This window comes from Cobetia sp. 5-11-6-3, from assembly GCF_013374055.1.
Lineage (GTDB): Bacteria > Pseudomonadota > Gammaproteobacteria > Pseudomonadales > Halomonadaceae > Cobetia > Cobetia marina.
The window spans coordinates 677,400-700,215 of sequence record NZ_BLWJ01000001.1 but is presented as its reverse complement, the minus strand read 5'-3'; the positions used below and the strand labels follow the sequence as shown (position 1 = coordinate 700,215).

At 64.0% G+C, this 22,816-nt stretch carries 18 protein-coding genes and 1 tRNA gene; 9 read left to right on the top strand and 10 right to left on the bottom strand.

Translation table 11 applies throughout. The features are described from left to right. Nucleotides 1-219: 219 nt before the first annotated feature. Both HXS66_RS02890 and HXS66_RS02885 read right to left on the bottom strand, forming a co-directional pair. The gene (locus HXS66_RS02890) at nucleotides 220-2,187 is read right to left on the bottom strand and encodes a sodium:proton antiporter (protein ID WP_077371798.1); all 1,968 of its coding nucleotides are present in this window, start codon (nucleotides 2,185-2,187) and stop codon (nucleotides 220-222) included. A 209-nt stretch (nucleotides 2,188-2,396) separates the two neighbouring features. Beyond that, nucleotides 2,397-5,612: an FAD-binding and (Fe-S)-binding domain-containing protein gene (locus HXS66_RS02885; protein ID WP_176502803.1), complete on the bottom strand. Its 3,216-nt coding sequence runs from the start codon at nucleotides 5,610-5,612 to the stop codon at nucleotides 2,397-2,399. A gap of 350 nt (nucleotides 5,613-5,962) precedes the next feature. On the opposite strand from HXS66_RS02885, the gene HXS66_RS02880 reads away from it, so the two are divergent. The 5 genes from HXS66_RS02880 to HXS66_RS02860 all read left to right on the top strand — a co-directional run bounded on the left by HXS66_RS02880 (nucleotide 5,963) and on the right by HXS66_RS02860 (nucleotide 12,377). Continuing rightward, the gene (locus tag HXS66_RS02880; RefSeq protein WP_077371804.1) at nucleotides 5,963-6,820 is read left to right on the top strand and encodes a pyrroline-5-carboxylate reductase; all 858 of its coding nucleotides are present in this window, start codon (nucleotides 5,963-5,965) and stop codon (nucleotides 6,818-6,820) included. A 206-nt stretch (nucleotides 6,821-7,026) separates the two neighbouring features. Then, nucleotides 7,027-7,404: a fluoride efflux transporter CrcB gene (gene crcB / locus HXS66_RS02875; protein ID WP_077373113.1), complete on the top strand. Its 378-nt coding sequence runs from the start codon at nucleotides 7,027-7,029 to the stop codon at nucleotides 7,402-7,404. 135 nt (nucleotides 7,405-7,539) lie between these two features. Next, nucleotides 7,540-8,817: a serine--tRNA ligase gene (serS, locus tag HXS66_RS02870; RefSeq protein WP_077371807.1), complete on the top strand. Its 1,278-nt coding sequence runs from the start codon at nucleotides 7,540-7,542 to the stop codon at nucleotides 8,815-8,817. 604 nt (nucleotides 8,818-9,421) lie between these two features. Next, a complete protein-coding gene (gene cobA / locus HXS66_RS02865; protein ID WP_255303086.1) occupies nucleotides 9,422-10,219 on the top strand; it encodes a uroporphyrinogen-III C-methyltransferase in 798 nt (265 codons plus the stop codon). A gap of 328 nt (nucleotides 10,220-10,547) precedes the next feature. After that, nucleotides 10,548-12,377 carry an acyl-CoA dehydrogenase C-terminal domain-containing protein gene (locus HXS66_RS02860; protein ID WP_176502802.1) on the top strand — a complete coding sequence of 610 codons (1,830 nt, stop codon included), beginning with the start codon at nucleotides 10,548-10,550 and terminating at the stop codon, nucleotides 12,375-12,377. 150 nt (nucleotides 12,378-12,527) lie between these two features. On the opposite strand, the gene HXS66_RS02855 is transcribed toward HXS66_RS02860, so the two are convergent. Both HXS66_RS02855 and HXS66_RS02850 read right to left on the bottom strand, forming a co-directional pair. Continuing rightward, the gene (locus tag HXS66_RS02855) at nucleotides 12,528-13,073 is read right to left on the bottom strand and encodes a DUF962 domain-containing protein (protein WP_205632710.1); all 546 of its coding nucleotides are present in this window, start codon (nucleotides 13,071-13,073) and stop codon (nucleotides 12,528-12,530) included. A gap of 232 nt (nucleotides 13,074-13,305) precedes the next feature. Continuing rightward, the gene (locus HXS66_RS02850; protein WP_176502801.1) at nucleotides 13,306-13,758 is read right to left on the bottom strand and encodes a nucleoside diphosphate kinase regulator; all 453 of its coding nucleotides are present in this window, start codon (nucleotides 13,756-13,758) and stop codon (nucleotides 13,306-13,308) included. 216 nt (nucleotides 13,759-13,974) lie between these two features. Here HXS66_RS02850 and HXS66_RS02845 point away from each other — a divergent pair, with 216 nt between their 5' ends. Further along, entirely contained in the window at nucleotides 13,975-14,301 is a 327-nt protein-coding gene (locus HXS66_RS02845; protein ID WP_077371819.1) for a YnfA family protein, read from the top strand. A 332-nt stretch (nucleotides 14,302-14,633) separates the two neighbouring features. Continuing rightward, complete coding sequence (locus HXS66_RS02840) at nucleotides 14,634-14,900, top strand: hypothetical protein (RefSeq protein ID WP_176502800.1); 267 nt, start codon at nucleotides 14,634-14,636, stop codon at nucleotides 14,898-14,900. Nucleotides 14,901-15,291: 391 nt separating this feature from the next. On the opposite strand, the gene HXS66_RS02835 is transcribed toward HXS66_RS02840, so the two are convergent. From HXS66_RS02835 to bioB, 6 genes are all read right to left on the bottom strand, one after another. Next, a tRNA-Leu gene (locus HXS66_RS02835) sits at nucleotides 15,292-15,376 on the bottom strand. Between the two features lie 90 nt (nucleotides 15,377-15,466). Next, the gene (bioD, locus tag HXS66_RS02830; protein ID WP_176502799.1) at nucleotides 15,467-16,258 is read right to left on the bottom strand and encodes a dethiobiotin synthase; all 792 of its coding nucleotides are present in this window, start codon (nucleotides 16,256-16,258) and stop codon (nucleotides 15,467-15,469) included. Nucleotides 16,259-16,296: 38 nt separating this feature from the next. Beyond that, nucleotides 16,297-17,124, bottom strand: a complete 828-nt coding sequence (locus tag HXS66_RS02825) for a methyltransferase domain-containing protein (protein ID WP_176502798.1) — start codon at nucleotides 17,122-17,124, stop codon at nucleotides 16,297-16,299. Between the two features lies 1 nt (nucleotide 17,125). Then, nucleotides 17,126-17,947: a hypothetical protein gene (locus HXS66_RS02820; RefSeq protein WP_176502797.1), complete on the bottom strand. Its 822-nt coding sequence runs from the start codon at nucleotides 17,945-17,947 to the stop codon at nucleotides 17,126-17,128. Next, complete coding sequence (locus tag HXS66_RS02815; RefSeq protein ID WP_176502902.1) at nucleotides 17,944-19,269, bottom strand: 8-amino-7-oxononanoate synthase; 1,326 nt, start codon at nucleotides 19,267-19,269, stop codon at nucleotides 17,944-17,946. The genes HXS66_RS02820 and HXS66_RS02815 overlap by 4 nt, the downstream gene beginning before the upstream one ends. Nucleotides 19,270-19,287: 18 nt before the next feature. Then, nucleotides 19,288-20,466: a biotin synthase BioB gene (bioB, locus tag HXS66_RS02810; RefSeq protein WP_077371834.1), complete on the bottom strand. Its 1,179-nt coding sequence runs from the start codon at nucleotides 20,464-20,466 to the stop codon at nucleotides 19,288-19,290. Nucleotides 20,467-20,794: 328 nt separating this feature from the next. On the opposite strand from bioB, the gene HXS66_RS02805 reads away from it, so the two are divergent. Both HXS66_RS02805 and HXS66_RS02800 read left to right on the top strand, forming a co-directional pair. Continuing rightward, nucleotides 20,795-21,412, top strand: a complete 618-nt coding sequence (locus HXS66_RS02805) for a ComF family protein (RefSeq protein ID WP_139345415.1) — start codon at nucleotides 20,795-20,797, stop codon at nucleotides 21,410-21,412. A 215-nt stretch (nucleotides 21,413-21,627) separates the two neighbouring features. Beyond that, nucleotides 21,628-22,611, top strand: a complete 984-nt coding sequence (locus tag HXS66_RS02800) for a serine/threonine protein kinase (RefSeq protein ID WP_373996117.1) — start codon at nucleotides 21,628-21,630, stop codon at nucleotides 22,609-22,611. The last annotated feature ends 205 nt before the right edge of the window (nucleotides 22,612-22,816 follow it).

Genomic DNA, 22,816 nt, shown 5'->3' with positions numbered 1-22,816 from the left:
AGGGCTGCCAAAACTGGCGCGTACTCTACCAGCATTTTGGGCGGCTGTCGGAGTCTGCCACTAACGTTTTAGGCATTTTTTGTGAATCCCGCTTCGCGGCTGTGCGCCATTCGCCACGAGGCCCGCCGGAAGCGGGCCTCGTGGTCAGGGGGTTGGCATCATCTCCGGGCGCCGTGCTGTCTGCGCGCATGCCGTTTTCGGGATGCATTCAAGCCGTCATCAGGCTCGGCCACCGGGGAGACGGCTGGCGGGCAGGGGGCCGGAGCCCGTGGCGGTGCCGGGATTCGCGGTGGAGCGGGTGGAGGAACTCGCGTCAGAGCCTGCCCCTTCTGCGGCCTGGGATGACTTGCTCGATTCGGCCTTGTCCGCCTTCGATTGTGCCGGTCGGGTCAGCTCAGGCGAGTCGGCATAGATCAGGCTGATCAGCGTCTCACCGGCCTTGGGTTCCAGTGCGACGGCGGAATTGGCGATGCGAATCCGGCCCTGGCTGCTGATGCAGAACAGGGTCAGCAGGCGGTCATCATGAATCCGGCGATAGTCCTCGAGACTGAAGTTCTCGCTGATGCGGGCACGCCGGAACTCCGCCCCCTGTGACAGCAGGCTGGCCAGCTTGGCGTAGGTGACCTGGCCATCGAACAACAGCGGCAGGTGGCCGAGCGCCTGGTCCTGCTGGCGTTTGGCATTCTTGCCATTGTCCTCGGCGAGCCGGAAGACCCGGCCGTGGCCGAGGATGTGCTCGAAATGCAGCGCCGCGAGGCTGTTGAGCTCTCGATAGGGCGAGAGCGGCATGAGATGGCCGATGCCCGTCAACTCGAGATGCTGTGAGGCATGCTCGGACAGCGGGTTGCCGTAATAGACCGGCAGGCCTGCCATGCGGGCTTCCTGTACCGCGTCCCAGTTGGTATCGGTCAGGCGTACCGAGAAGCCGGCATCCACCAACTCGCGGGCGACCAGGCGCGACACCGAGTTGGCCCCGAGAATCAGGAAGCCCGAGGGCGGTGGCTCACCGACACCCAGCACCTTGACGATGGGGCGCGACAGCAAGCTCTGGATCACCACCGTGCCGATGATGACCAGGAAGGTCATCGGGACCAGCATCTCGGCGCCTTCGATGCCCTGGGATTCGAGCTTGAGCGCGAACAGCGAGGCCACGGCGGCCGCGACGATACCGCGAGGAGACAGCCAGGCCAGCAGCGCCTTCTCGCGCAGCGTCAATTCGCTGCCCAGGGTGCACAGCCAGACAGTCAGCGGGCGCGCGACCCACATCAACACGGCCAGGAAGACCCACGCCGGCCAGGACAGCAGCGAAAGCTGCTCGACGGTCAGGCGCCCCGCCAGCAGCAGAAACAGCCCGGAAATCAGCAGGACGGTGAGCGTCTCCTTGAACTCGATGATCTGCTGGGTAGGCACGCCGCGCATGTTGGCCAGCCATACCCCCATGACGGTCACGGTCAGGAGTCCGGATTCGTGGAACAGGGTATTGGAGATGGCGAAGAGTCCCAGCATCACCATCAGGGTGCCGAAGTTGTGCAGCTTCTGGGGCAGCCAGAAGTGGCGCAGCACCAGCCCCCAGCACCAGCCGCCCAGCGCGCCCATGCCAAGGCCGAGGCCCACGGTCTGGGCGAACAGCACCAGGGTATGTGACACCGCATTGCCGGTCATGCCCAGTGCGACGTACTCATAGACAAGTACCGCCAGCAGTGCGCCCACCGGGTCGATCATGATGCCTTCCCAGCGCAGGATCTGGGTCAGGTTGCCGCGCGCGCGCAGGGTCTGCAGCAATGGCATCACCACGGTCGGGCCTGTCACCACCAGCAGGGCCCCGAGCACGGCGGCCATCTCCCAGCGCATGTCGAGCAGATAATGCGCCGCCACGGTACCGATCACGCCGGTGATCACCACCCCGGTGGTCACCAGTCGTCTGACGATGTGCCCGTGTCCCCGCAGGTCCTTGAAGTCCAGCGTCAGACTGCCCTCGAACAGGATCACCGCCACTGCCAGCGAGACCAGCGGGAACAGCAGGTCTCCCAGCAGCTCATCCGGCTTGAGCCAGCCCGTGACGGGGCCGGCAAGGATGCCAACGATCAGCAGCGGCAGGATGGCGGGCAGACGCATGCGCCAGGCCAGCCATTGACAGCCGAGAGCCATCAGACCGATCAGGGTCAGGGCCAGTGCGGGTTCCGTCATCGGGAAGCTTCCTTGGAGTCAGCGAAAATGAGCGGTGCCACTGACGCGGTCACCGCTCATCGAATCGTCTTGTCTCGGCCAGGTGCCAACATCACGGCTGGCCGGAAGGGCGCAGACTAGCGATTGATTCCGTGGTATGCAACGTCGCGTTGCCTTATCGCGCTCCCCTCATGTCATTCCTCCTGAACGGCCACTGGGCCTCCTGGCTGTCACTGCGCGCGACGCACCAGTGGCAGCAGCGCCTGGAGGGGATGCGGCAGCTGACGTTCGGAGAAGCGTTTGCTCTGGCTGCGACAGGAATAACCACTGGCCACCAGCTTGCCCTGATTGGTCTCGTCCTCGACCACCGCCTTCCACGACAGCTCATAGATGGCACGTGAGGTCTCGAGATTGCGCGCTTCGTGACCATAGGTGCCGGACATGCCGCAGCAGCCGGTGGAGAGTGTCTCGAGGCTGAGACCAAAGGCGGCATACACCTGCTGCCAGGCCTTGGCGGACCCCGGCGCATTGGTGCTCTCGGTACAGTGGCTCAGGAGTGTCAGGCCCGGGTCCATCTTGCCCAGCACCGTCTTCGTGACACCCACCGGCAGCAGCTTGCGCAGGCTGATCAGCCACTCCTGAAGCAGCAGGACATCCGGCACGGCGTCCGGGCCGAGGGTCTTCACATACTCCTGACGATAGGTCAGGGTCATCGCCGGGTCGATGCCGACCAGCGGCACGCCGAAATCGGCGATCGCCTTGAGACGCTTGGCCTGGGCGCGCGCGGTGCGCTGGAAGGCGCCGGTGAAGCCCTGTACCTGCAGCGGCTTGCCATTGGGGGCGAAGGGCGCGACGAACACCCGAATGTCGAGTCGTGACAGCAGCTCGATGATGTCCATCACCAGCTGGGCCTCGAAGTGGCTGGTGAAGGCGTCCTGCACCAGGATCACGCTTCTGGCCTTCTGGGACTCGGTCAGGCGGCCGAGCTGGGTCGGGGTCGCCTCCGAGACGCCCCAGCTCTTGAGCTGTCTGCGCAGACTGGCGCGCGACAGGCGTGGGGCATCGACCATGCCGATCGGGCCTTCCAGCAGACGACTGACCAGGCGATTGGACAGCAGGCCGTTGTAGAGCGGCGTGACGCGTTCGGCCCACGGCAGCACGAACTCGAGGCTGCCGATCAGGTAATCGCGCAGCGGACGCTGATAGCGATGGTGATAGACCTCGAGGAAGCGGCTGCGGAAGTCCGGCACGTTGACCTTGATCGGACACTGGCCCGCGCAGGACTTGCACGCCAGACAGCCGGCCATCGCCTGATAGACCTGCTGATCGAAGCCGGCCTCCTGAGCGCCAGTCTGCGTCTGTCCACCACGACGCGCCTTCAGCGAAGCGCCGATACGCGCCGGCAGACGCGCCAGCCACAGGCCGGCCCCCTTGAGGCCCGGCGTCCGGGCGGCCTGCGCCTCGGCGATCACGTCCCGTCCGGCATTGCCTTCCAGGCGCAGCCATTCACGCATCAGGCTGGCGCGTCCCTTGGGCGAATGGATGCGCTGTCGCGTCGCCTTCCAGGACGGGCACATGGCGTCGTTGGGGTCGTAGTTGTAGCAGGCACCGTTGCCGTTGCAGTAGACGGCGCTGGCGTATTCCTGCCACACGCGTTCATCGATCTGGCGATCGAGATCGCCGCGCATGGTCACGTCATCGATGCGCATCAGGTGGGGGTCGAAGGCTTCGACGGCGCTGTCAGCGTGATCACGCTTGTCGCTCTCGCTCTCACCTTCGCTGGCGCCAGCGTCGTCGACCAGCGTCACTGACAGGCGGGGCGAGGTGATCTTGCCCGGGTTGAGCTGATTGCGCGGGTCGAAGGCCGCCTTCACGTCCTGCAGCGCCCCATAGAGGCTGCCGAAGAAGCGGGGGGCATATTCCGAGCGCACGCCCTTGCCGTGTTCGCCCCACAGCAGGCCACCGTACTTGTGGGTGAGGGCGGCGACCTCGTCGGAGATCTCGCGAATCATCGCCTGCTGGGCGGGGTCCTTCATGTCGAGTGCCGGGCGTACGTGCAGCACGCCGGCATCGACATGCCCGAACATGCCATAACGCAGGCCGCGGGCATCGAGAGCGGCGCGGAATTCGGCGATGTAGTCCGCCAGATGCTCCGGCGGAACGGCCGTGTCCTCGACGAAGGGCAGCGGACGGGCTTCCCCCTCGACATTGCCCAGCAAGCCCACCGAGCGCTTGCGCATGCCATAGACGCGACTGATCTGCGCACGCCCACGCGCTTCGGTGAAGCCGAGGCGCTCGACGCTGGTGTCACTGGCCAGATGCTCGCTGAAGGCGGCCACCTTGGCGTCCAGTGCCGCGTCGCTGTCGGCATTGAATTCGATCAGGTTGATGCCGCCGATGGCCGGGGAGCCCTCGGCACTGGCCGGGAAGAATTCCTCGACGCTGTCCCACACGAAATCCTGCATGGCCAGGTTGAGCACGGTGTCATCCACCGTCTCGATGGAAGTCGGACGGTTGCCCTCGACCGCCATCAGTGTCTTGGCGTCGCGCAGCGCGTCCATGAAGCTCGCGTAGCGCAGGTTGATCAGCGTCGAGCAGGGCGCGATGGGCAGGGCATTCAGCTCGGCCTCGACCACGAAGCCCAGCGTGCCCTCGGCGCCGCACAGCAGACTGTTGAGGTTGAAGCGCCCATCGGCCTCGCGCAGGTGGGCGAGATCGTAGCCGGTCAGGCAGCGATTGAGCGGCGGGAAGATGTCGGCGATTTCCTCGGCACGCTCATCGGCGATGGCGCGCGCGGTGCGGTAGATCTCACCAACGCGATCCTCGCGTGCGCACAGTGCCTCGAGCTCGGCATCATCGATGGCATGGCTCGCCAGTCGCGTGCCATCCAGCAGCACGCTGTCGAGCGTGATCACGTGGTCACGAGTCTTGCCGTATTCACAGCTCCCCTGGCCGGACGCATCGGTATTGATCATGCCGCCGATGGTGGCACGATTGGAGGTCGAGAGTTCCGGGGCGAAGAACAGTCCATGCGGCTTGAGCGCGGCATTGAGCTGATCCTTCACCACCCCGGCCTCGACCCGTACGCGACGCTTCTCGACATCGATCTCGAGAATGCGGTTCATGTGGCGCGACACATCCACCAGCACACCATCATTGAGTGACTGGCCATTGGTGCCGGTACCGCCGCCACGTGGTGCCAGGGTGACCGCCGCGAAGCGGGGGTCGTTGGACAGCCGCGCGATGCACTGGATGTCCTCGGCATGACGTGGATAGACCACGGCCTGAGGCAGTACCTGATACAGTGAGTTGTCAGTCGACAACACGGTACGGTTGGCGTAGTCCGGACTGATGTCACCGGCAAAGCCTGCATCGCGCAGGGCGGCCAGGAAGTCCAGGTAGAGGGCATCGACGGGGGCAGGCGTATCCAGCAGGCGTTCGGTCATGATCTCGCTCGGGCAGTGAGTCGCGTCAGGCAGGCCACGTGGGCCGATGTGCCTAAGCTTACCTGAGCTGAAGGCGTGGCCCCAGCCTCAAGGGGCATCCTGCGCTGTTCCGTCAGGATAATCCGGTCATCCGAGTCAGGACTGACTACGCTAGAAAGGGGCTAGATCGCCGGGAAGTTCCCGCCACGTCTCGTTGTGGCACGCCCCTTCATGCGGGAGCTTCTCGAGGCAATCCCCCTTGCCGCATCCTCTGCCGTGAAGGAGCTACCGATGCAGGATATCGGCAGAGGCACCATCGACCGACACCCTTGTGGTTTGCTCGTTTCCTTTCTCTCAGCAGGAGCCGTTCCATGGCATCGTCATCCTATCCCTCGACCTCCACCTGCCATCGCGAATCCCGTCAGCCTCCTACGCGATTGGGGGTGCTGGGCGTGGGAGAACTGGCGGAGTCTCTTCTGGTCGCGCTGGCGCGAGGCTGCCTGCGCGATGGGCGCTCGCGGCATGATCTGGAGTTCCACCTCTCGCCGCGCAATGATGTCCGCAGCCACCGCCTGGGCTGGCGTTTCGGTGCCGTCCGCCACGCCAGCAACGTCGCGGTGTGCGAAGCCAGCCTCTGCGTGCTGGTCGGGGTCCGACCGCAGCAGCTGGAAGCGCTGGCCATGGAACTGCGTGAAAGCCGCGCTCTGAGCAAGGACCATCATCTGATGGTGATGGCGGCCGGTGTCTCACTCGCCAACCTGCAGCGCTGGTTCGCGCCGGCCAGGGTGGTGCGCGTGATGACGGGGCTGGCGGTATCCGAGGGGCAGAGCGCGCTCACGCTCTATCCGGAAGACCCCCTCACGCGGGACCTGCTCAGTCCGGCAGTCCGGCAGGTGATTGCCTTCGAGGAAGAGGCCGCCTTCGAGGCCAGCATGCTGGCAGTCTGCGTGAATGCCTGGCAGCTGGCCCAGCAGCAGGCGCTGCTTGACTGGTTCCAGACCGTTCCCGGCATCACCGGGCCGCAGGCCCGCCAGTTGTTGATGACCCAGATGCGTGATGCCCTTGCCCTGATGGAAGCCCATCCCGATACCCCGCCGGGCGAGCTTGCCTCGCGCATCGGCACGCCCGGCACCTGGACGGCACGCGGGCTTGAGCAACTGGGCGGCAAGGACGGTGCCCACCATCGGTGGCAGCAAGTGCTGGATGGGCTGAGAAGCGAGCTGAACTGATTCCATGTCCGTCGGTCATCACGGGCGGCGAGTCATGCTTTGCTGAACCCGTCTTTCCCGTGACCCGAGTTCCCCGCGTCCCGCGATTTTCTTACACTGGCAGTCAATGACATGCCTCAGGTGCGGCTGCGTACCTGAGGCATGGTCTTGTATTTCGACAGCTGGACGAGCCGCTGGCGGCTCATGACATGAGGCAGATGCGAGACATGGGAACCTGGTTGGCAGTAGCAGCGGGCGGCGCCATCGGCGCTCTTGGACGTTATCTGGTCAGTGGCTGGATCACGGGAACGGCGGGTCGAGGGTTCCCCTGGGGGACGCTCGGGGTCAATCTCCTCGGCAGCTGCCTGATGGGCTTCCTGTTCATCTGGGTCACCCAGGAGCTCAAGCTTGCGCCTGTCTGGCAGGCGATCATGGTGGCCGGCTTCACCGGCGCCTTCACCACCTTTTCCACCTTCGCCCTTGAAGCGCTCAATCTGATGATGAGCGGGCGCATGCTGGCAGGGCTGATCTACGTCGCGGTGAGCGTGGTGGCCTGTCTGGGCATGGTGGCGCTCGGCATGAAGCTCGCCCGCGCCCTGCTGTGAGCGACGGCCTGCCCCCGGGTGGCTGCCTCGGCATTGCGGCGGCTGCGAAGCGGGGCGTGGCTGAGGTAGACTAGTGCGCATGACCTTACCGTGCCGCGATGCGGCCTGAGTGAACTGACGAGAGAGCCTTCCCACATGCTGGACCCGAAACTTCTGCGCGCCGATCTTGACGCGACCGCCGAGCGCCTCGCACGTCGTGGCTATCAGCTGGATACCGAGGCCTTCGCCGCCCTGGAAGCGCGTCGCCGTGATCTGCAGATCGAGACCGAATCGCTGCAGAACGAGCGCAACACTCGCTCCAAGTCCATCGGCAATGCCAAGGCTCGCGGTGAAGATATCGCACCGCTGCTGGCGGAAGTCAGTGATCTGGGCGAGCGCCTCGACGCCGCCAAGAAAGAGCTCTCCGAGCTGCAGAGCAAGGCGGAGGCCATGGCCGCCAGCATCCCGAACCTGCCCAACGCCGACGTGCCGGAAGGCGCCGACGAGAATGACAATGTCGAGCTGCATCGCTGGGGCACCCCGCGTGAGTTCGATTTCGAGGTGCGTGATCACGTTGACCTCGGGGAACTCAAGGGGCAGCTCAACTTCGAGCTCGCCGCCAAGATCACCGGTTCACGCTTTGCCATCATGCACGGCTCCATCGCACGCCTGCATCGTGCGCTGGTGCAGTTCATGCTCGACAAGCAGACCCTCGAGCACGGTTACGAAGAGTTCTACGTGCCCTACATCGTCAACCGTGATTCCTTGATGGGCACCAGCCAGCTGCCCAAGTTCGAGGAAGACCTGTTCAAGCTCAATGACGATCGCGAATTCTTCCTGATCCCGACCGCCGAAGTGCCGCTGACCAACATGGTGCGCGACGAGATTCTCGACGCCAGCGATCTGCCGCTCAAGTTCACCGCGCATACGCCGTGCTTCCGCAGCGAGGCGGGTGCCTATGGTCGCGATACCCGCGGCATGATTCGCCAGCACCAGTTCGACAAGGTCGAGATGGTGCAGGTGGTCGAGGCGGACAAGAGCTATGACGCGCTGGAAGAGATGCGCGGCCATGCCGAGGCCATCCTGCAGGCGCTGGAGCTGCCGTACCGTGCCGTGACGCTGTGCACCGGCGACATGGGCTTCGCGGCGGCCAAGACCTATGACCTGGAAGTCTGGCTGCCGAGCCAGAATACCTATCGCGAGATTTCCTCCATCTCCAACTGCGAAGACTTCCAGGCACGTCGCATGCAGGCACGCGCCCGTGTCGAAGGACAGAAGAAGCCGCAGCTGGTACACACACTGAATGGCTCCGGCCTGGCGGTGGGACGTTGTCTGGTCGCGGTGCTCGAGAACCATCAGAATGCGGATGGTTCCATCAGCGTGCCGCAGGCGCTGCGCAGCTACATGGGCGGTGTGGACACCCTCAACGTCTGAGGCCCGCCGCGCAGCTCCGCTCGCGCCCCGAACCCCCGCTTCCGGCCGGAAGCGGGGGTTTTTCGTCTGCGGCTCTGCTACAACGTGCCTTCGGGGTCGTTATGCTTATTGGTTATTTTAGAGAGTGTTTCTTATGCTCTAAAATGCCGTTCATCGAAGGCTGCTACCCAGCCTCGCCCCGTTTGTGGATATGCCCATGGAATTTCTCAATCTCTCTTGTGATCCTTCACGACTCCAGCTGTGCCTGATCGGCGGTGGCCAGGAGGCGCTGGCGCTGGCCGAGCGCTTTGCCGGCCTGGGGGCGGATCTGTGTGTCTACGGCGATGCCCGAATGCCGGCGCTGGAGAGACTGTGCGGTCAAGAGGGTTGGGAAGTGGCCGATACGCTGTTGCCGGTGCCTGCACCCGGCCAGCTGTGGCTGGTCGTCACGGGCAGCGAGGGCCGGGACCGCGGTATCCTGCGCCACGCGCGTGAGCAGCATGTCATGGTGTTTGCGCCGCGTCATCCGGCGGACTCCAGCGTGCGTCTTCCGCCCCGGCTGGTCGCGGGCGAGGCGGTGTTGCCGGTGAAGGAGGAGGATCGCTTCACCGGCACGCATGGTCAGGTGGCGCTGGTCAGCGCCGGCCCCGGCGACCCGGAGCTTCTGACCCTCAAGGCATTGCGTCATCTGCAGCAGGCCGACGTGATCATCCATGACCGGCTGGTGAGTCACGAGATTCTGGCACTGGCCAGGCCTGAAGCCCGCCGGCTGTATGTCGGCAAGGCGCGCAGTGACCACAGCGTGCCCCAGGAAGGCATCAATCAGGCACTGGTGGACTATGCGCGCGCTGGCCATCGCGTCGTGCGCCTCAAGGGAGGCGATGCCTTCATCTTCGGGCGTGGTGGTGAGGAACTCGAGACGCTGGCGGATGCCGGGATCAGTTTCGAGGTGGTGCCAGGTATCACCGCGGCCTCCGGTTGCGCCGCCTACGCCGGGATTCCGCTGACCCACCGCGATCATGCCCAGTCGGTGCGTTTCGTCACCGGGCACCTCAAGGATGGCAGCTGTGACCTGGACTGGGAGGCGCTGGCACGCCCCGCCCAGACCCTGGTGTTCTACATGGGGCTGGGCAGTCTGGCGCTGATCTGCGAGCAGCTGATCCACCATGGTCTGGCGGCCAGCACGCCGATCGCGCTGGTGGAGCAGGGCACTACCGCGCGTCAGCGCGTGCATGTGGCGACTCTGGCGGAGATGCCGGCACAGGTGGCGGGGCAGGGGCTCAAGCCGCCGACGTTGATCATCGTCGGGGATGTCGTCAGGCTGCATGATTCCCTCAAGTGGTTCTCGCCGACGGCCGACAGCAGCCTTGGCTGGGAAGATGGCAAGCACCCGACGCCGCTGGCCCAGGTGAACACTGCCTGAGAGAGGTGAGGCTTCGAGCATTCAAGTAATCAAGTACTCAAGACGCCGCCCCGGTTCCTGCCGGGGCGGCGTCTTGCGTCATGAGGTCTCGTGGCTCGCAGCGAGCGTCGCGCGGTACGCCTTGGGCCAAGGTCGAGATGACGCAGACAGCGATTGCGCCTATTGTTTCAAGCAATCGTTTGAATCGCGGGTCGGACCCTGTCAGCGCTCCAGCGGCGCAGTGTCACGGTATTGCAGTGTCACGACGGAAGGCTCGCGGCCGACAGCACGCCATCACGAACCACGCCGTTGCAAGACGTCGTCGGAAGAGACCTGCAAGGAGAGTCACATGGCCAAGTATCAGGCACCGCTCAAGGATGCACGTTTCGTGCTCAACGAGGTATTCGCGGCCGAGCAGGAATGGGCGACCATGGAGGCCACTTCCGAGGTGAATGCGGAACTGGCCGAGGCGATACTCGAGGAAGGCGCGCGCGTGACCCAGGCAGAGCTGCTGCCGCTGAACCTGAGTGGTGATGCCGAGGGCGCGCGCTTCGAAGAGGGGCGTGTCACCACGCCCAAGGGCTTCAAGGAAGCCTATCGGGTGCTCGCCGAGGGTGGCTGGATGGGGTTGGGTGGCAACCCTGAATACGGCGGTCAGGGCATGCCAAAGATGCTCACCGTGGCCTTCGAGGAAATGCTCTACGCCACCAATACCAGCTTCGCGCTCTACCCGGCACTGAATGCCGGGGCCTGTCTGGCGATGGACAGTCATGCCCCTGAATCCGTCAAGCGGGTCTTTCTGCCGCGCATGTACGCCGGCGACTGGCTGGGCACCATGTGTCTGACCGAGCCTCACTGCGGGACGGACCTGGGCATGATCCGCACTCGTGCCGAGCCCCTCGAGGGTGATGACCCACTGCTGGGGCTGCCACGTTATCGCATTACCGGCACCAAGATCTGGATCACCGGTGGCGAGCACGACATGGTCGACAACATCGTGCATCTGGTGCTGGCCAAGCTGCCGGATGCGCCTTCCGGCACCCGCGGCATCTCGCTGTTTCTGGTCTCCAGGCAACTGCTCGATGCCGAGGGACAGCCCGCGGCATCGAATGCGGTCAGCTGTGGGTCCATCGAGCACAAGATGGGCATCAAGGGCAGCGCGACCTGCGTGATGAACTTCGATGGTGCCGAAGGGGTGTTGATCGGCGAGCCGCACCAGGGGCTGGCGGCGATGTTCACCATGATGAACTACGAGCGCCTCTCCATCGGCCTGCAAGGGCTGGGACTGGGGGAAGTGGCCTATCAGAGTGCGATGGATTTCGCTGCTGAACGTCTGCAGAGCCGCGCACCGACGGGCGCACAGGCACCAGACAAGCCGGCTGATCCGATTCTGGTTCACCCTGATGTTCGCCGCATGGCGCTGGAAACCCGTGTCTGGAATGAGTCCGGGCGGGCCTTTGCCGTCTTCGTCGGTCAGCAGCTGGATCGCGTCAAGTATCACGCCGATGAAGCGGTGAAGGCTGATGCGGATGCACTGGTGCAATTCCTGACGCCGATCGCCAAGGCGCTGCTGACGGATCGTGGCTTCGATGCCACCGTCATGGCGCAACAGCTCTATGGCGGCAATGGTTATTGCGTGGAGTGGGGTGCCGAGCAGTACGTGCGCGATGCTCGCATCGCGATGATCTACGAAGGCACCAATGGGATCCAGGCGATGGATCTGGTCGGACGCAAGCTCTACCGCAATCGCGGGGCGTACGTGGCACGCTTTGCCGAGCAGGTCAGGGCCGAGCTTGAGGGACAGGATGACGACGAGCGGACCCGGCCGTTCGCCGAGGCGTGCCAGCAGGAACTGGCGCGTCTGGAGCGTGTCGCCGAGCAGTTGCTGGCCCGCGCGGATGACAATCCCGAGGAGCTGGGGGCGGCGGCCTGCGATTTCCTCGACCTGGCCGGGCTGTGTGTCTACAGCTATCTGTGGTTGCGCATGGCGCGTGCCGCTGTACAGGGATTGGCGACATCGGGTGCCAGCGGGGAGGATTTCTACCGTCGCAAGCTGGCCATGGGCAACTACTTCGTCCAGCGGGTCTTGCCGCGCGCCGTCGCGCTGGAAGACCAGATCGCGGCAGGTGCTGCACCGCTGATGGCCTTCCGTCTCGAGGATTTCGATCCGGCGCAGTGAGCCGTGCCGGTACGGCGAGCCATGCGATGATTCGGGCAACGGCTCATTCGTGACACTCTGAAACGCAAACGCCCAGCGATCCTTCCGGATCGCTGGGCGTTTGCGTTTCAGGCCTTTGCATTGCAGATCTTTGCAGGGCAGAGGGCGGACTCAGGCGTCGTCAGAGGAGGATTTGGATGCGAGAAGCCAGTCGCGCAGGTCGGGAAACAGTTCGACAAGTACGAACAGCGGACCGATGAGAAGCTGGCGCAGGTCATCGAGAAATGCGGGTTTTCGCCCCTCGAGCCGATGGCCGATGATCTGACCGACCCAGGCAAGCAGGAAGATTGCCACCATCAACGGGACCACTGGCCAGCGTAGGCCAAGCATCGCGAACATCGCGGCAAGACTGATCAGGCTCCAGACCAGCATCACCAGCGATGCGCGCCACGAGAGTCGGGCATAGAACCCGAGCGCAGCGAGGGTCAGCAGGCCGCCGGGCAGCATCCACAGTCCCGCGCCGGGTTCGCTGGACATCCCCTGGCCCCCCAGCAGCCGCCAGACAAGGATCAGCGTCGCGGTGAAGATGAGCGGTACACAGATGAGATGCAGACGAATATTGTCGGGGTGCCGATGGCTGGCCGAGTAGTGGGCCAGCGATTCCTTGAGGCGCGCCTGAGCGCCAAGACCCATGTGCGAGTGCGATGAGATGCCCATGTGAAGATCTCCTGACAGACATGATGAGTGCCCGGCTGGCGCGTGCGCAGCGGGATAGGTGGCGTGGGGAGGTCAGAGAGCATTGGCGTGATGCAGCAAGGTCCGGCAACCCTGCTGACTTTCATCATAGCGTATCGTGTCGGCCGGCAGGGCACAGGGCGGCTGTCAGCCTGGCCGGTCTGGGGTCTGCCGCGCCAGCGCGGGCGAGAAGGCGACAGCGCTGGCGGCGAATTCAGAGGTGGAACTGACCACAGGCCTCTGGCTGATGCAGGATGGCATCGACACGGATGATGTCGCTCAGGCCATCCTCGTAGGGCAGGGTGATCTGCTCGCCGACAGCCAGTCCCAGCAGGGCGATCCCCAGGGGGGACATGATGCACAGCGGGGCTATGGCCGACTGGAGGGAAGGCGCGGTGGAGCCGAAGGCGAACGGAATGCACTCCTCGCTTGCGGGGTCTGGATAACGCAGCATCAGTTCATGATGGCCAGAGCGAGAGCCGGTGAGGCGCAGATGACTGCGCATGCTGACGTGATTGTTCGGGAAGTCATCCGGTGGCACGATCTCCGCCTGAATCAGGCGGCTTTCCAGGCGGGTTGCCAGCTCGTCATCATGCTGCTGGCTATCGATCAGGCGCTGAATGCGATCCGCATCCAGACGGTTGATGATCAGACGTGGCCGAGTCATCTGCAGGTTCCTTGTCATCACGTCGCGTCGCGCTATGCTGCGCCGCAAGACGTCGCCAATCCTGGCATTGTTTTCGTGGGAAGCGGTTGGCGTCCGGGTGGCCCCGAGGTTCCTGTCAGCCGCAGGTCAATCCTATTCGCTTTTTCTCGTACAGGGGAGTCGTCTGATCACGACAGGTGATGAGGCGCTGTCATCTTTCCCTGCAAGGATATCGTCATGGCAATCGTATGGATCTATCCCTTGGCGGCACTGGCGGAAATTGCCGGCTGTTTCGCCTTCTGGGCGTGGTGGAAACTGGATCGCAGCCCTTTGTGGCTGATCCCGGGCATGATGAGCCTCGGTGCGTTTGCCTGGTTGCTGTCGCTGGTGGATGTCGATCAGGCGGGGCGAGCCTTTGCCATCTATGGTGGGGTATATATCGTCACCTCGCTGCTCTGGCTCTGGCTGGTGGAGCAACAGGTGCCGGGTCGCTGGGATCTGCTCGGCTCGCTGGTCTGCCTGCTGGGCAGTGCGCTGATTCTGTGGGGAGGGCGGGCGCAGTGAGTCCGCGGGCGGGCTCGCTGAGCCGGTCCCTGAACGCCTGGCGCTGATGGCGTGATCGTCCGCTGCAGCAGGCCGATCTTGTAGGACGAAGGTCCCATGACGGATGTCGGGAATGGAGGATTCCGTCAAGGCGCTACACTCCGTGCGCACCAGCGCGTTAGTATCAGAAGGACTCATGCTTTATTACCAGGATGCTGGATCACTGATGGATGCACCGAGACACCAACATGACAAGTGAACTGCTGTGGGGCCTTGGTGGGATAGTGCTTGGCGGCCTCGTCGGATTCTTGCTTGCACGCCATCTACCGCGTCGTCACGAGTGGAATGCTGCCGTGAGGTCACTGCTTGCGACACTTCGCGAGGCTGAGCCCGAGGTCATCGCCGGCAGACCGCTTGAGGTGCCCGGAGATCAGCTCGAGGCATTCCGTGCCGTGGCCTCGCACAAGGCGTTCTATCGCTTCACCAGCGGTGTCGAGTATCTGAATCTGCAACTGGCAGCGGCCGGTGAGGCGCATCATGATCGTCATGAGCAACAGGCACTTCTGGACGACGCGCGCCTGACGCTGGCGACGCTGCAGGACAGGCTAAGGCCTCGTTGAGCCAGACAAGAACAGAGAGGATGTCGTTTCCTCGATGCAAGCGGTTGGACGCTGAAAGGGGGCGCTGAAAGGGGGCGCTGAAAGGGGGCGCTGAATCCGACAGGGAAACGACTGGAGTGTGACGACAGAGGGAGAAGCCAGGGGGAAACGGCTAGCGAGAACGGCAAGGGGAAATGACGGAGTACACAAGCCCGACGCCATGGGAATGCAGCGTGCGGCAAGCCACGACGAGAGATCGCGATACGCGTGAGAAGCACATGGAAAGTCGTATCCCATGAAAGGTCGCATCACACAGCAAGTCGCATCATGTGGACAGCGGACTGATGGAGCAGGGGATAGATCAGTAAAGACAGAGAGGATGCTTCGAGAGGGCATCAGCAGGATGTGCTGATGGTGCGGAAGGGGGGACTCGAACCCCCACACCTTGCGGCACCAGAACCTAAATCTGGCGTGTCTACCAATTCCACCACTTCCGCGAGAAGCTGGCGTGCATTTTACCTGCGATGCCTTTCAAGTCAATCGCTTGTGGCCAATTATCCCTTGAGGGAGGCCACAGCGACGGCTTGTCAGTCATGGTGGCCATGTTGGCTGCGTGACTCGAGTCCGCAGGGCAATTGCAGATAGCTCGCGGCGCGTTCTGCCGCATGGCGGCTGTCAGTGAGGTCATCATCACGCACCCAAGGCACCACGCCGAGACAGGGCGCTTTCAGCGTGCGCGACAACGTCGCCATGTTGTCTTCACTGACTTCCATGTCGGCTTCCAGATGGTTGATGACATAGCCTGCCACCTCAAGCCCATCGCGCTCGATGGCTTCCAGGGTCAAACGTGCATGATTGATGCACCCGAGTCTCAGGCCTACCACCAGGATCACCGGTAGCCCCAAGGCGATGGCCAGATCCGAGAAATCTTCCTCGTCATTGAGCGGAACGCGCCAGCCGCCTGCTCCCTCGATCAAGGTCAGGTCACGCGGGGCCGTCTCGCGCTGGTGACGAATGTGTCGAGAGATCCTGGCCACTTCGAGACTCACACCTGCCTGGCGTGCAGCGATATGCGGCGCGATGGCCGGAGCGAATCGCCAGGGATTGATGCTCTCGTAATCCGCGGGCGGCTCGCACTGTGCCTGCAGCGACAGGGCATCGGCATTGACCAGCCCGTCGTGACTCTCGAAACAATCTGACGCCACGGGCTTGAGCCCGAGAGTGCTCAGGCCCCGCATGCGGGCACGAGCCAGCAAGGCGCTTGCGATGAAGGTCTTGCCGATTTCCGTGTCGGTGCCGGTCACGAAGGCCGCGATGCCGTGGGGGATGGCATGGGAGGCGGAAGGCTGACTGGTGTTGTTCAAGTGCGCTGATGGCATTTCGTTATCTTTTTGCAAAGTGTTCGCGTTGACGTCTGTCAGTCTATGACTGATTTTTCCATGACAAGTTCAATGACTTGATAGCTTACAGGCAATCCTTGCGATGTGCGAAGCGCCTCGTGTCGGGCGGTCGCCTGGGCCAGATCCGTACGTGTCAGGCGATACCCGCTCGCTGTCTGGGCGCCTATTCCCTTGATGGAGCGCATGACGGCCGAGACGTCAGGATAATGGAAGACATGACGATGTGTCTGGCAATGCACCTTGAGGCCAGTGCGCCGTGCCCAGTCGATCAGCTGCTCTCGGGAGGGAAAGTGTCGGACCGAGTCATCCTGTCGCTGCCAGGCATGGCGGATCTCTGCCAGTGTGCCTGGTCCGAGCGTATTGATGTGCGCCCTGCCACCCGGCTTCAGTGCACGCGCAAGCTCCCCCAGCCAGTGGCGGGGGGTGGGGCACCATTGCACTGCCAGGCTCGAGAACACCAGGTCCAGACTGTTGTCGGCCACTGGCAGGCGCTCGGCATCGCCGCGCAACCAGTGGATAGGAGGTTGCACGTTGCCTGGTGTCAAGTGCCGAGGCGGCGTGTCGGGGGATCTCGAGGCCTCTCTGAGCATGGCCATCGACAGATCCAGCCCTAGGCAACGTGCGGTGGGGTAGTGGCTCGCCAGCTCGCGTGTCCATTGGCCGGGGCCGCACCCCAGATCCAGCACCACCGCAGCATCCGGAAGCGTTGTCGGCAAGGTCTCGAACAATCGGCTGGCCATGACATGCTGGGCGCGTGCCAGGGTGAGGTATTCGCTCGCGCCGCGATCGAAGGCCTGAGCGATACGCTGGCGCGACGACGCGTGGGGCAGGGTCACCATCTGCATCTCAGTCTTCTTCCCTTGCAACGACGACATGGCCCATGCGAGTCAGCAGGGCATCGGTCAGGTCATCATGGTGACTCAGTGGCAGACAATGTCCGCCGCAATATTCCACCACCTGATGGCCGTGATTACGCAGTGCCTCGGCAAGTCCCGGTGCCAGCAATGGATCATCCCGGCCCAGCCAGAATTCGAGATTCGGACCTGCTCGTGTCAGTGACATTCGCCGCGTGGCCAGCTCCTCGAGCCCTGCCGAGAGTGCATCGACAGAGCTTTCAGGGCGAGTGCCGATCAATTCACGCAACTGCCGCAGGCAGTCGCGCGGGTCAGGCTCGCCACTGGCCTGCCAGCGCAGGAAATGCTGCCAGCTGGCGAGCGGAGAGCGGGCAAAGGCTGTCTGGAAAGTGGTGAGCGTGGTGCTGGGCAGTGCCGGAAGGGGCGCCGAGGACCTGCGATGAGCAAGAGTCGTCTCGGGAGTCGCGTGATCCGGCGTGATGAACGCCGGCCCCATGGCCAACGCGATGAGTGCCGCGGGCCGTTGGTCCATCGGCAGCGCAGTCGCGAGTGCCTCGGCGCGTAGCGCACCCAATGACCAGCCCAGCCACAGCGTGTCCGCTCCGCCGAGGTGCGAAGGAGCTGCTTCGGGATCGTCAGGCGCCGCAAGGGGCCAGTCTGCCGTCACGATCTCGATCGGGCGTGGCGCAGGTCCGGCAGTCCGCTCTCGTTCGGCAGCTTGCTGTCGCTCGGCCAGTCGCGTCTTCAAGGGTTGCCAGATGCGGGCATCGATACCCCAGCCGTTGAACAGCACCAGACGTGTCAATCGCGTCATGTCTCGGCCCCCGTGGTGGGTCTGGTAGTGCTCGATTCCAGCACCTCCCTGAGGGCGGCCAGCAGAGTCTCGACATCGTTCTCGCTGTGCGCGGCACTGAAGGTGAAGCGCAGGCGTGAACTGCCGGCAGGGACCGTCGGGGGGCGAATGGCAGATACCAGAATGCCGCGCTCGCGCAGTGCCGCGCTCCAGGCAAGGGCACGAGTTTCGCTACCGAGTATCAGTGGCTGGATCGGTGTCATCGGGTCAGTGAGGGGGGAGGGGGTGCCTGCCGTCACCGGGGGCAGGCCGAGCGCCAGACCACTGCCTGCCAGCAGAGCTGCACACCCCTCGCGAAACTGTCGTACGCGCGCTGCCAGGTGCTCGCGTCGCTGTGGTTCCTGCTCGACGATATCCAGCGCTGCCAGGGTGGCGGCAGCGACGTGCGGGGGTTGCGCCGTGGTGTAGATATACGGGCGGGCCAGCTGGATCAGGCTTTCGATCAATGCCTCGCTGCCGACGACGAAGGCGCCAGCGCTGCCCAGGGCCTTGCCCAGCGTGCCCACCAATACCGGCACTTCGGCCAGCGGAGTGTCCCGTCCGACCAGTCCTTCGCCGTGCTCGCCCAGCACGCCCACCCCATGCGCATCGTCGATCATCAGCCAGGCGCCATGGCGAGCACATGCCCGAGCCAGGCCCGTGATATCGGCACAGTCGCCATCCATGCTGAACACGCCATCGCTGATCACCAGCCTGTCATCGGCCTGTGAGCGTGCCAGCTGGCGCTCGAGATCCTCGAGGTCGCGATGATGGAAGCGGCGCGAGCGCACGGCTGAGTTGCCGGAGGATGCCAGCCGCGCGCCATCGAGGAGGCTGGCGTGGTTGAGACGGTCATGAAAGATCTCGAGAGTGCGCCCGGCCTCGCGCGAGGCGCTCGCGAGCGCATCGATCACGCCGAGATTGGCCATGAAGCCGGTGGAGAACAGCAGCGCACGCGGGCGTCCGGTCAATTTGGCCAGACGGGCTTCCAGCTGGTGGTGAGCGCGCTGGTGGCCATTGACCAGGTGAGCGCTGCCGCTGCCGACACCGAATTTCCGGGCTGCACGACAGCCGGCCTCGACCAGTGCCGGGTGGTTGGCCAGCCCCAGGTAGTCGTTGGCGGCGAAGTTGAGCAGCGGACGTGCCTCTTCACCTGCTGCCTGCCCGGAGAGGCTGACGTGGGGGCCCTGTGGCGAATCCAGTGTCAGGCGCCGGCGATAGCGCCCGGCCTGCTTACGCTGAGTGAGCAGGCTATCCAGATGCGTGAAGCTGGCGCTGGATTGAGGGCTGAAGCGCGCGCGCATGTCGGTGGCCACGTGAGATCAGACCACCAGACCGCAGGGCTTGCGTTCACGGACGTGGCCTTCATCGCTGGCGGGCGTCGCCTCGCGGGTGGCATCGTAGAACAGGCTGCCTTCGACGTTGGCGCGCGCCTGTTCTTCCATGGCCGCCTTGAGCGCCGCTTCCCGCACATCGTCACTGGCGACTTCCTGGCGGGTTTCCGGGTGCAGGCCAAGGCGCTCGAACAGCTCGCGGTCACGGTTGGCCTGCGGATTGCCGGTGGTCAGCAGACGCTCGCCATAGAAGATGGAGTTCGCACCGGCGAGGAAGGCCAGCGCCTGGGTGGAATCGTCCATCTGCTCGCGACCGGCGGACAGGCGCACGTGACTCTTCGGCATCATGATGCGCGCCACGGCGATGGCACGGATGAACTCGATGGGGTCGAGATCCTCGACATTTTCCAGCGGTGTGCCCGCCACCTTGACCAGCATGTTGATCGGCACCGATTCCGGCTGTGGTTGCAGATTGGCCAGCTGGCGCAGCAGGCCGGCACGATCCGTGGTGGTTTCCCCCATGCCGAGAATGCCGCCGGAGCATACCTTCATGCCGGCTTCGCGCACGCTGGCCAGGGTGTCCAGGCGCTCGCTGTAGCTGCGCGTGGTGATGATCTCGCCGTAGTACTCCGGTGAGGTGTCCAGATTGTGGTTGTAGTAGTCGAGGCCGGCATCCGCGAGCTTTCTGGCCTGATCGGTATCGACCATTCCCAGCGTCATGCAGGTTTCCAGTCCCAGTGATTTCACCTGACGCACCATCTCGGTGACCACCTCGAGATCGCGCTCCCGCGGGCTCTTCCAGGCGGCGCCCATGCAGAAACGGCTGGCACCGGCATCCTTGGCGGCGCGGGCCTGCTCGACCACCTTCTGGATCTCCATCAGCTTTTCCTTGCCCAGGCCAGTGTTGTAGTGGCCTGACTGCGGGCAGTACTTGCAGTCCTCCGGGCAGGCGCCGGTCTTGATCGACAGCAAGGTCGAGACCTGGACGGCATTCGGATCGAAGTGCTGGCGGTGGATCTGCTGGGCCCGGAACAGCAGGTCATTGAAGGGCAGGGCGAACAACGCTTCGATTTCCTCGACGCGCCAGTCGTGACGTACCTCGCCATCTGCGTTGGTCCGTTCGTCGTGCGAGGTTTGTGTGGTCACGCTCGGGGCTTCTACGGTCATGGGAGTGAGATCCTTCTTCAGGCAGGCAGTGAGACGCGTCAGGTGGCAGTCAGCGCCGGACGATCGCCAGTGTCTTCGGGTCAGGCGCACGCCGCCATCCAGTCCCGCGAGCGACGGCTGTCGGTCAGTCAACGCGATTTATGAATGAGGGTTGACTGAAATGATAGAGTTTTCGCGAGTGCTGTCAACGCTGGAAGGTCTGCTGGTTGACAGGAGGCGTGTGTCACGCCCCTGTGCCTTCTGCCTGCAGCAGCAACGAGGGCATGCGCATGGCAGGCGCCCGAGGGGACGCCATGGCGACTGGTGCGAGGCCTGTGAAGAGCGGATCGTGCGCAATCGTCATGCCTGCCCGTGCTGTGCCGAGCCGGTGGCCTCCGAGGCATTGAGTCAGGTGGCCTGTGCACGGTGTCTGCGGACGCCACCGGCCTATCAGCACGTGTACGCTCCATTGCGCTATGAGGGGCTGATCGCGGGTCTCTTCCAGCGTTACAAGGACCAGCATCAGAGGCGTGCCGGGCTCCTGCTGCGCCAATTGATGACGCGAGAGCTGGCCCCGTTCTGTCGGGAGTGGCTGGCAGCACGTCCCGAGGCATGGGTCATCCTGGTGCCGGGGGATTCGCGACGGCGACGAACGCGGGGGCATGAGGTGCTGGTGGAGCTGACGCGTGGTCTGCGGGTGCGTGAACGACAACGCGGCGACGTGGTGCGGATTCGCTCGGGACATGCGGCCGATGAGGATCAGCGCCTGCGGGGGCGGCGCGGACGTCTGAAGGCGCAACGCGGACGTTATGACATCAGCGCTCCTCTGCCGGAAAGCGTGCTGTTGATCGATGATGTCATGACCAGTGGCGCGACCCTCGACAGCCTGGCGCAGGCCTGTCAGCGGGCGGGGGCTCGAGAGGTCGTCGCCTGTGTGCTGGCGCGTACGCCGCCTGGTTCGCCATGATGCTATTGGTCTATGGCCTGAGGGACTGGCGGTGTGAGGGTCTAATCTCATAGCATGCAAGGTCCGGCAGCCGTTTGCTGGTCCATGCCCGAGGAATTGCCATGCCTATTGATCCTGTTACACCTGCTGATTCGCAATCATCCGGCACCTCGCGCGAGCTTGATGAGCGCGCCAACGGCAACACCTGGGAGGCTGCGTCATCCCGGGAAGGCGAACTGGACAAGCGTTCACATCCCTTTGATGCGCTTGCGCCGGATCGTGTCGTGGCCGCCGTCGAGTCGCTTGGTTTCTGGTTGCCCGGCGAGCCCTTCGCGCTCAACAGTTACGAGAATCGGGTCTATCACCTGGCCGATGATGACCGGCGGCGCTGGGTCGCCAAGTTCTATCGTCCGGATCGCTGGAGCCGCGCCCAGATCCTCGAGGAGCACGCCTTTCTGGCCGAGCTGGAAGCCGAGGGCGTTCCCGGTGCGCCCGCCTGGGCGGATGCCAGGGGTGAGACCTTGCATCATCACGAAGGCTTCGACTTCGCGCTGTTTCCCCATGTGGTCGGGCGGGCTCCCGAACTCGAATCTCCCGAGCACCTCTACCATCTGGGAGAGCTGATCGGTCGCGTGCACGCCGTCGGGCGTCAAGGCCTCTTCCAGGAGCGTGAAACGCTCACGCCACTGCGCATCCTCGACGAGAGTCGTGACAGCGTGCTGGCCTCCGACTGGCTGAGTGAGCGTCAGAGTGAAAGCTATCAGCGTGTCATCGAGGCGTTGCGCCCCCTGGTGGCGGAGCAGAGCTGGCCGCAGAGTGGCTTGCTGCGTGCGCATGGTGACTGCCATATCGGCAACATGCTGGGGCGGGATGACAGCTTCGCGCTGGTGGATTTCGATGATTGTCTCAATGCGCCTGCCATTCAGGATCTGTGGATGCTGTTGACGGGAGAGAGTGACCCCGAGCTCCACATGCAGTTGTCCGAGGTGCTGGAAGGATATGAGCAGCACTGCGACTTCAATCGCGGGGAGCTGAAGTGGATCGAGACACTGCGTACGCTGCGCATGGTGCGTCACAGTGCCTGGGTGGTACGGCGCTGGACGGATCCCGCCTTCCCGCAGGCCTTCTCGCATGTCGCGAGCCTGGGGTACTGGGATGACCACATCCGCAGTCTTGAGCAGCAGCGAGTCGTGCTTGATGCTCCTCGCTGGCTGGCGTGAGCCGCCCGCGCCGGAGACCGGTGGGCCATTCTTGAGTCCCATGACCCGACGCCCTTGACGCCTTGCGTTGAGGGCGTCGTCGTTGCGGCCTTGCGGGAAAGACGTGATCAGGCCTGCGTTGGAGGCAGGCCTGAGGTAGAATCTGCGCTGACATTGAACACTAACTTGTACAAGATCAATTCAACGTTAAGATATTGTATAAGTT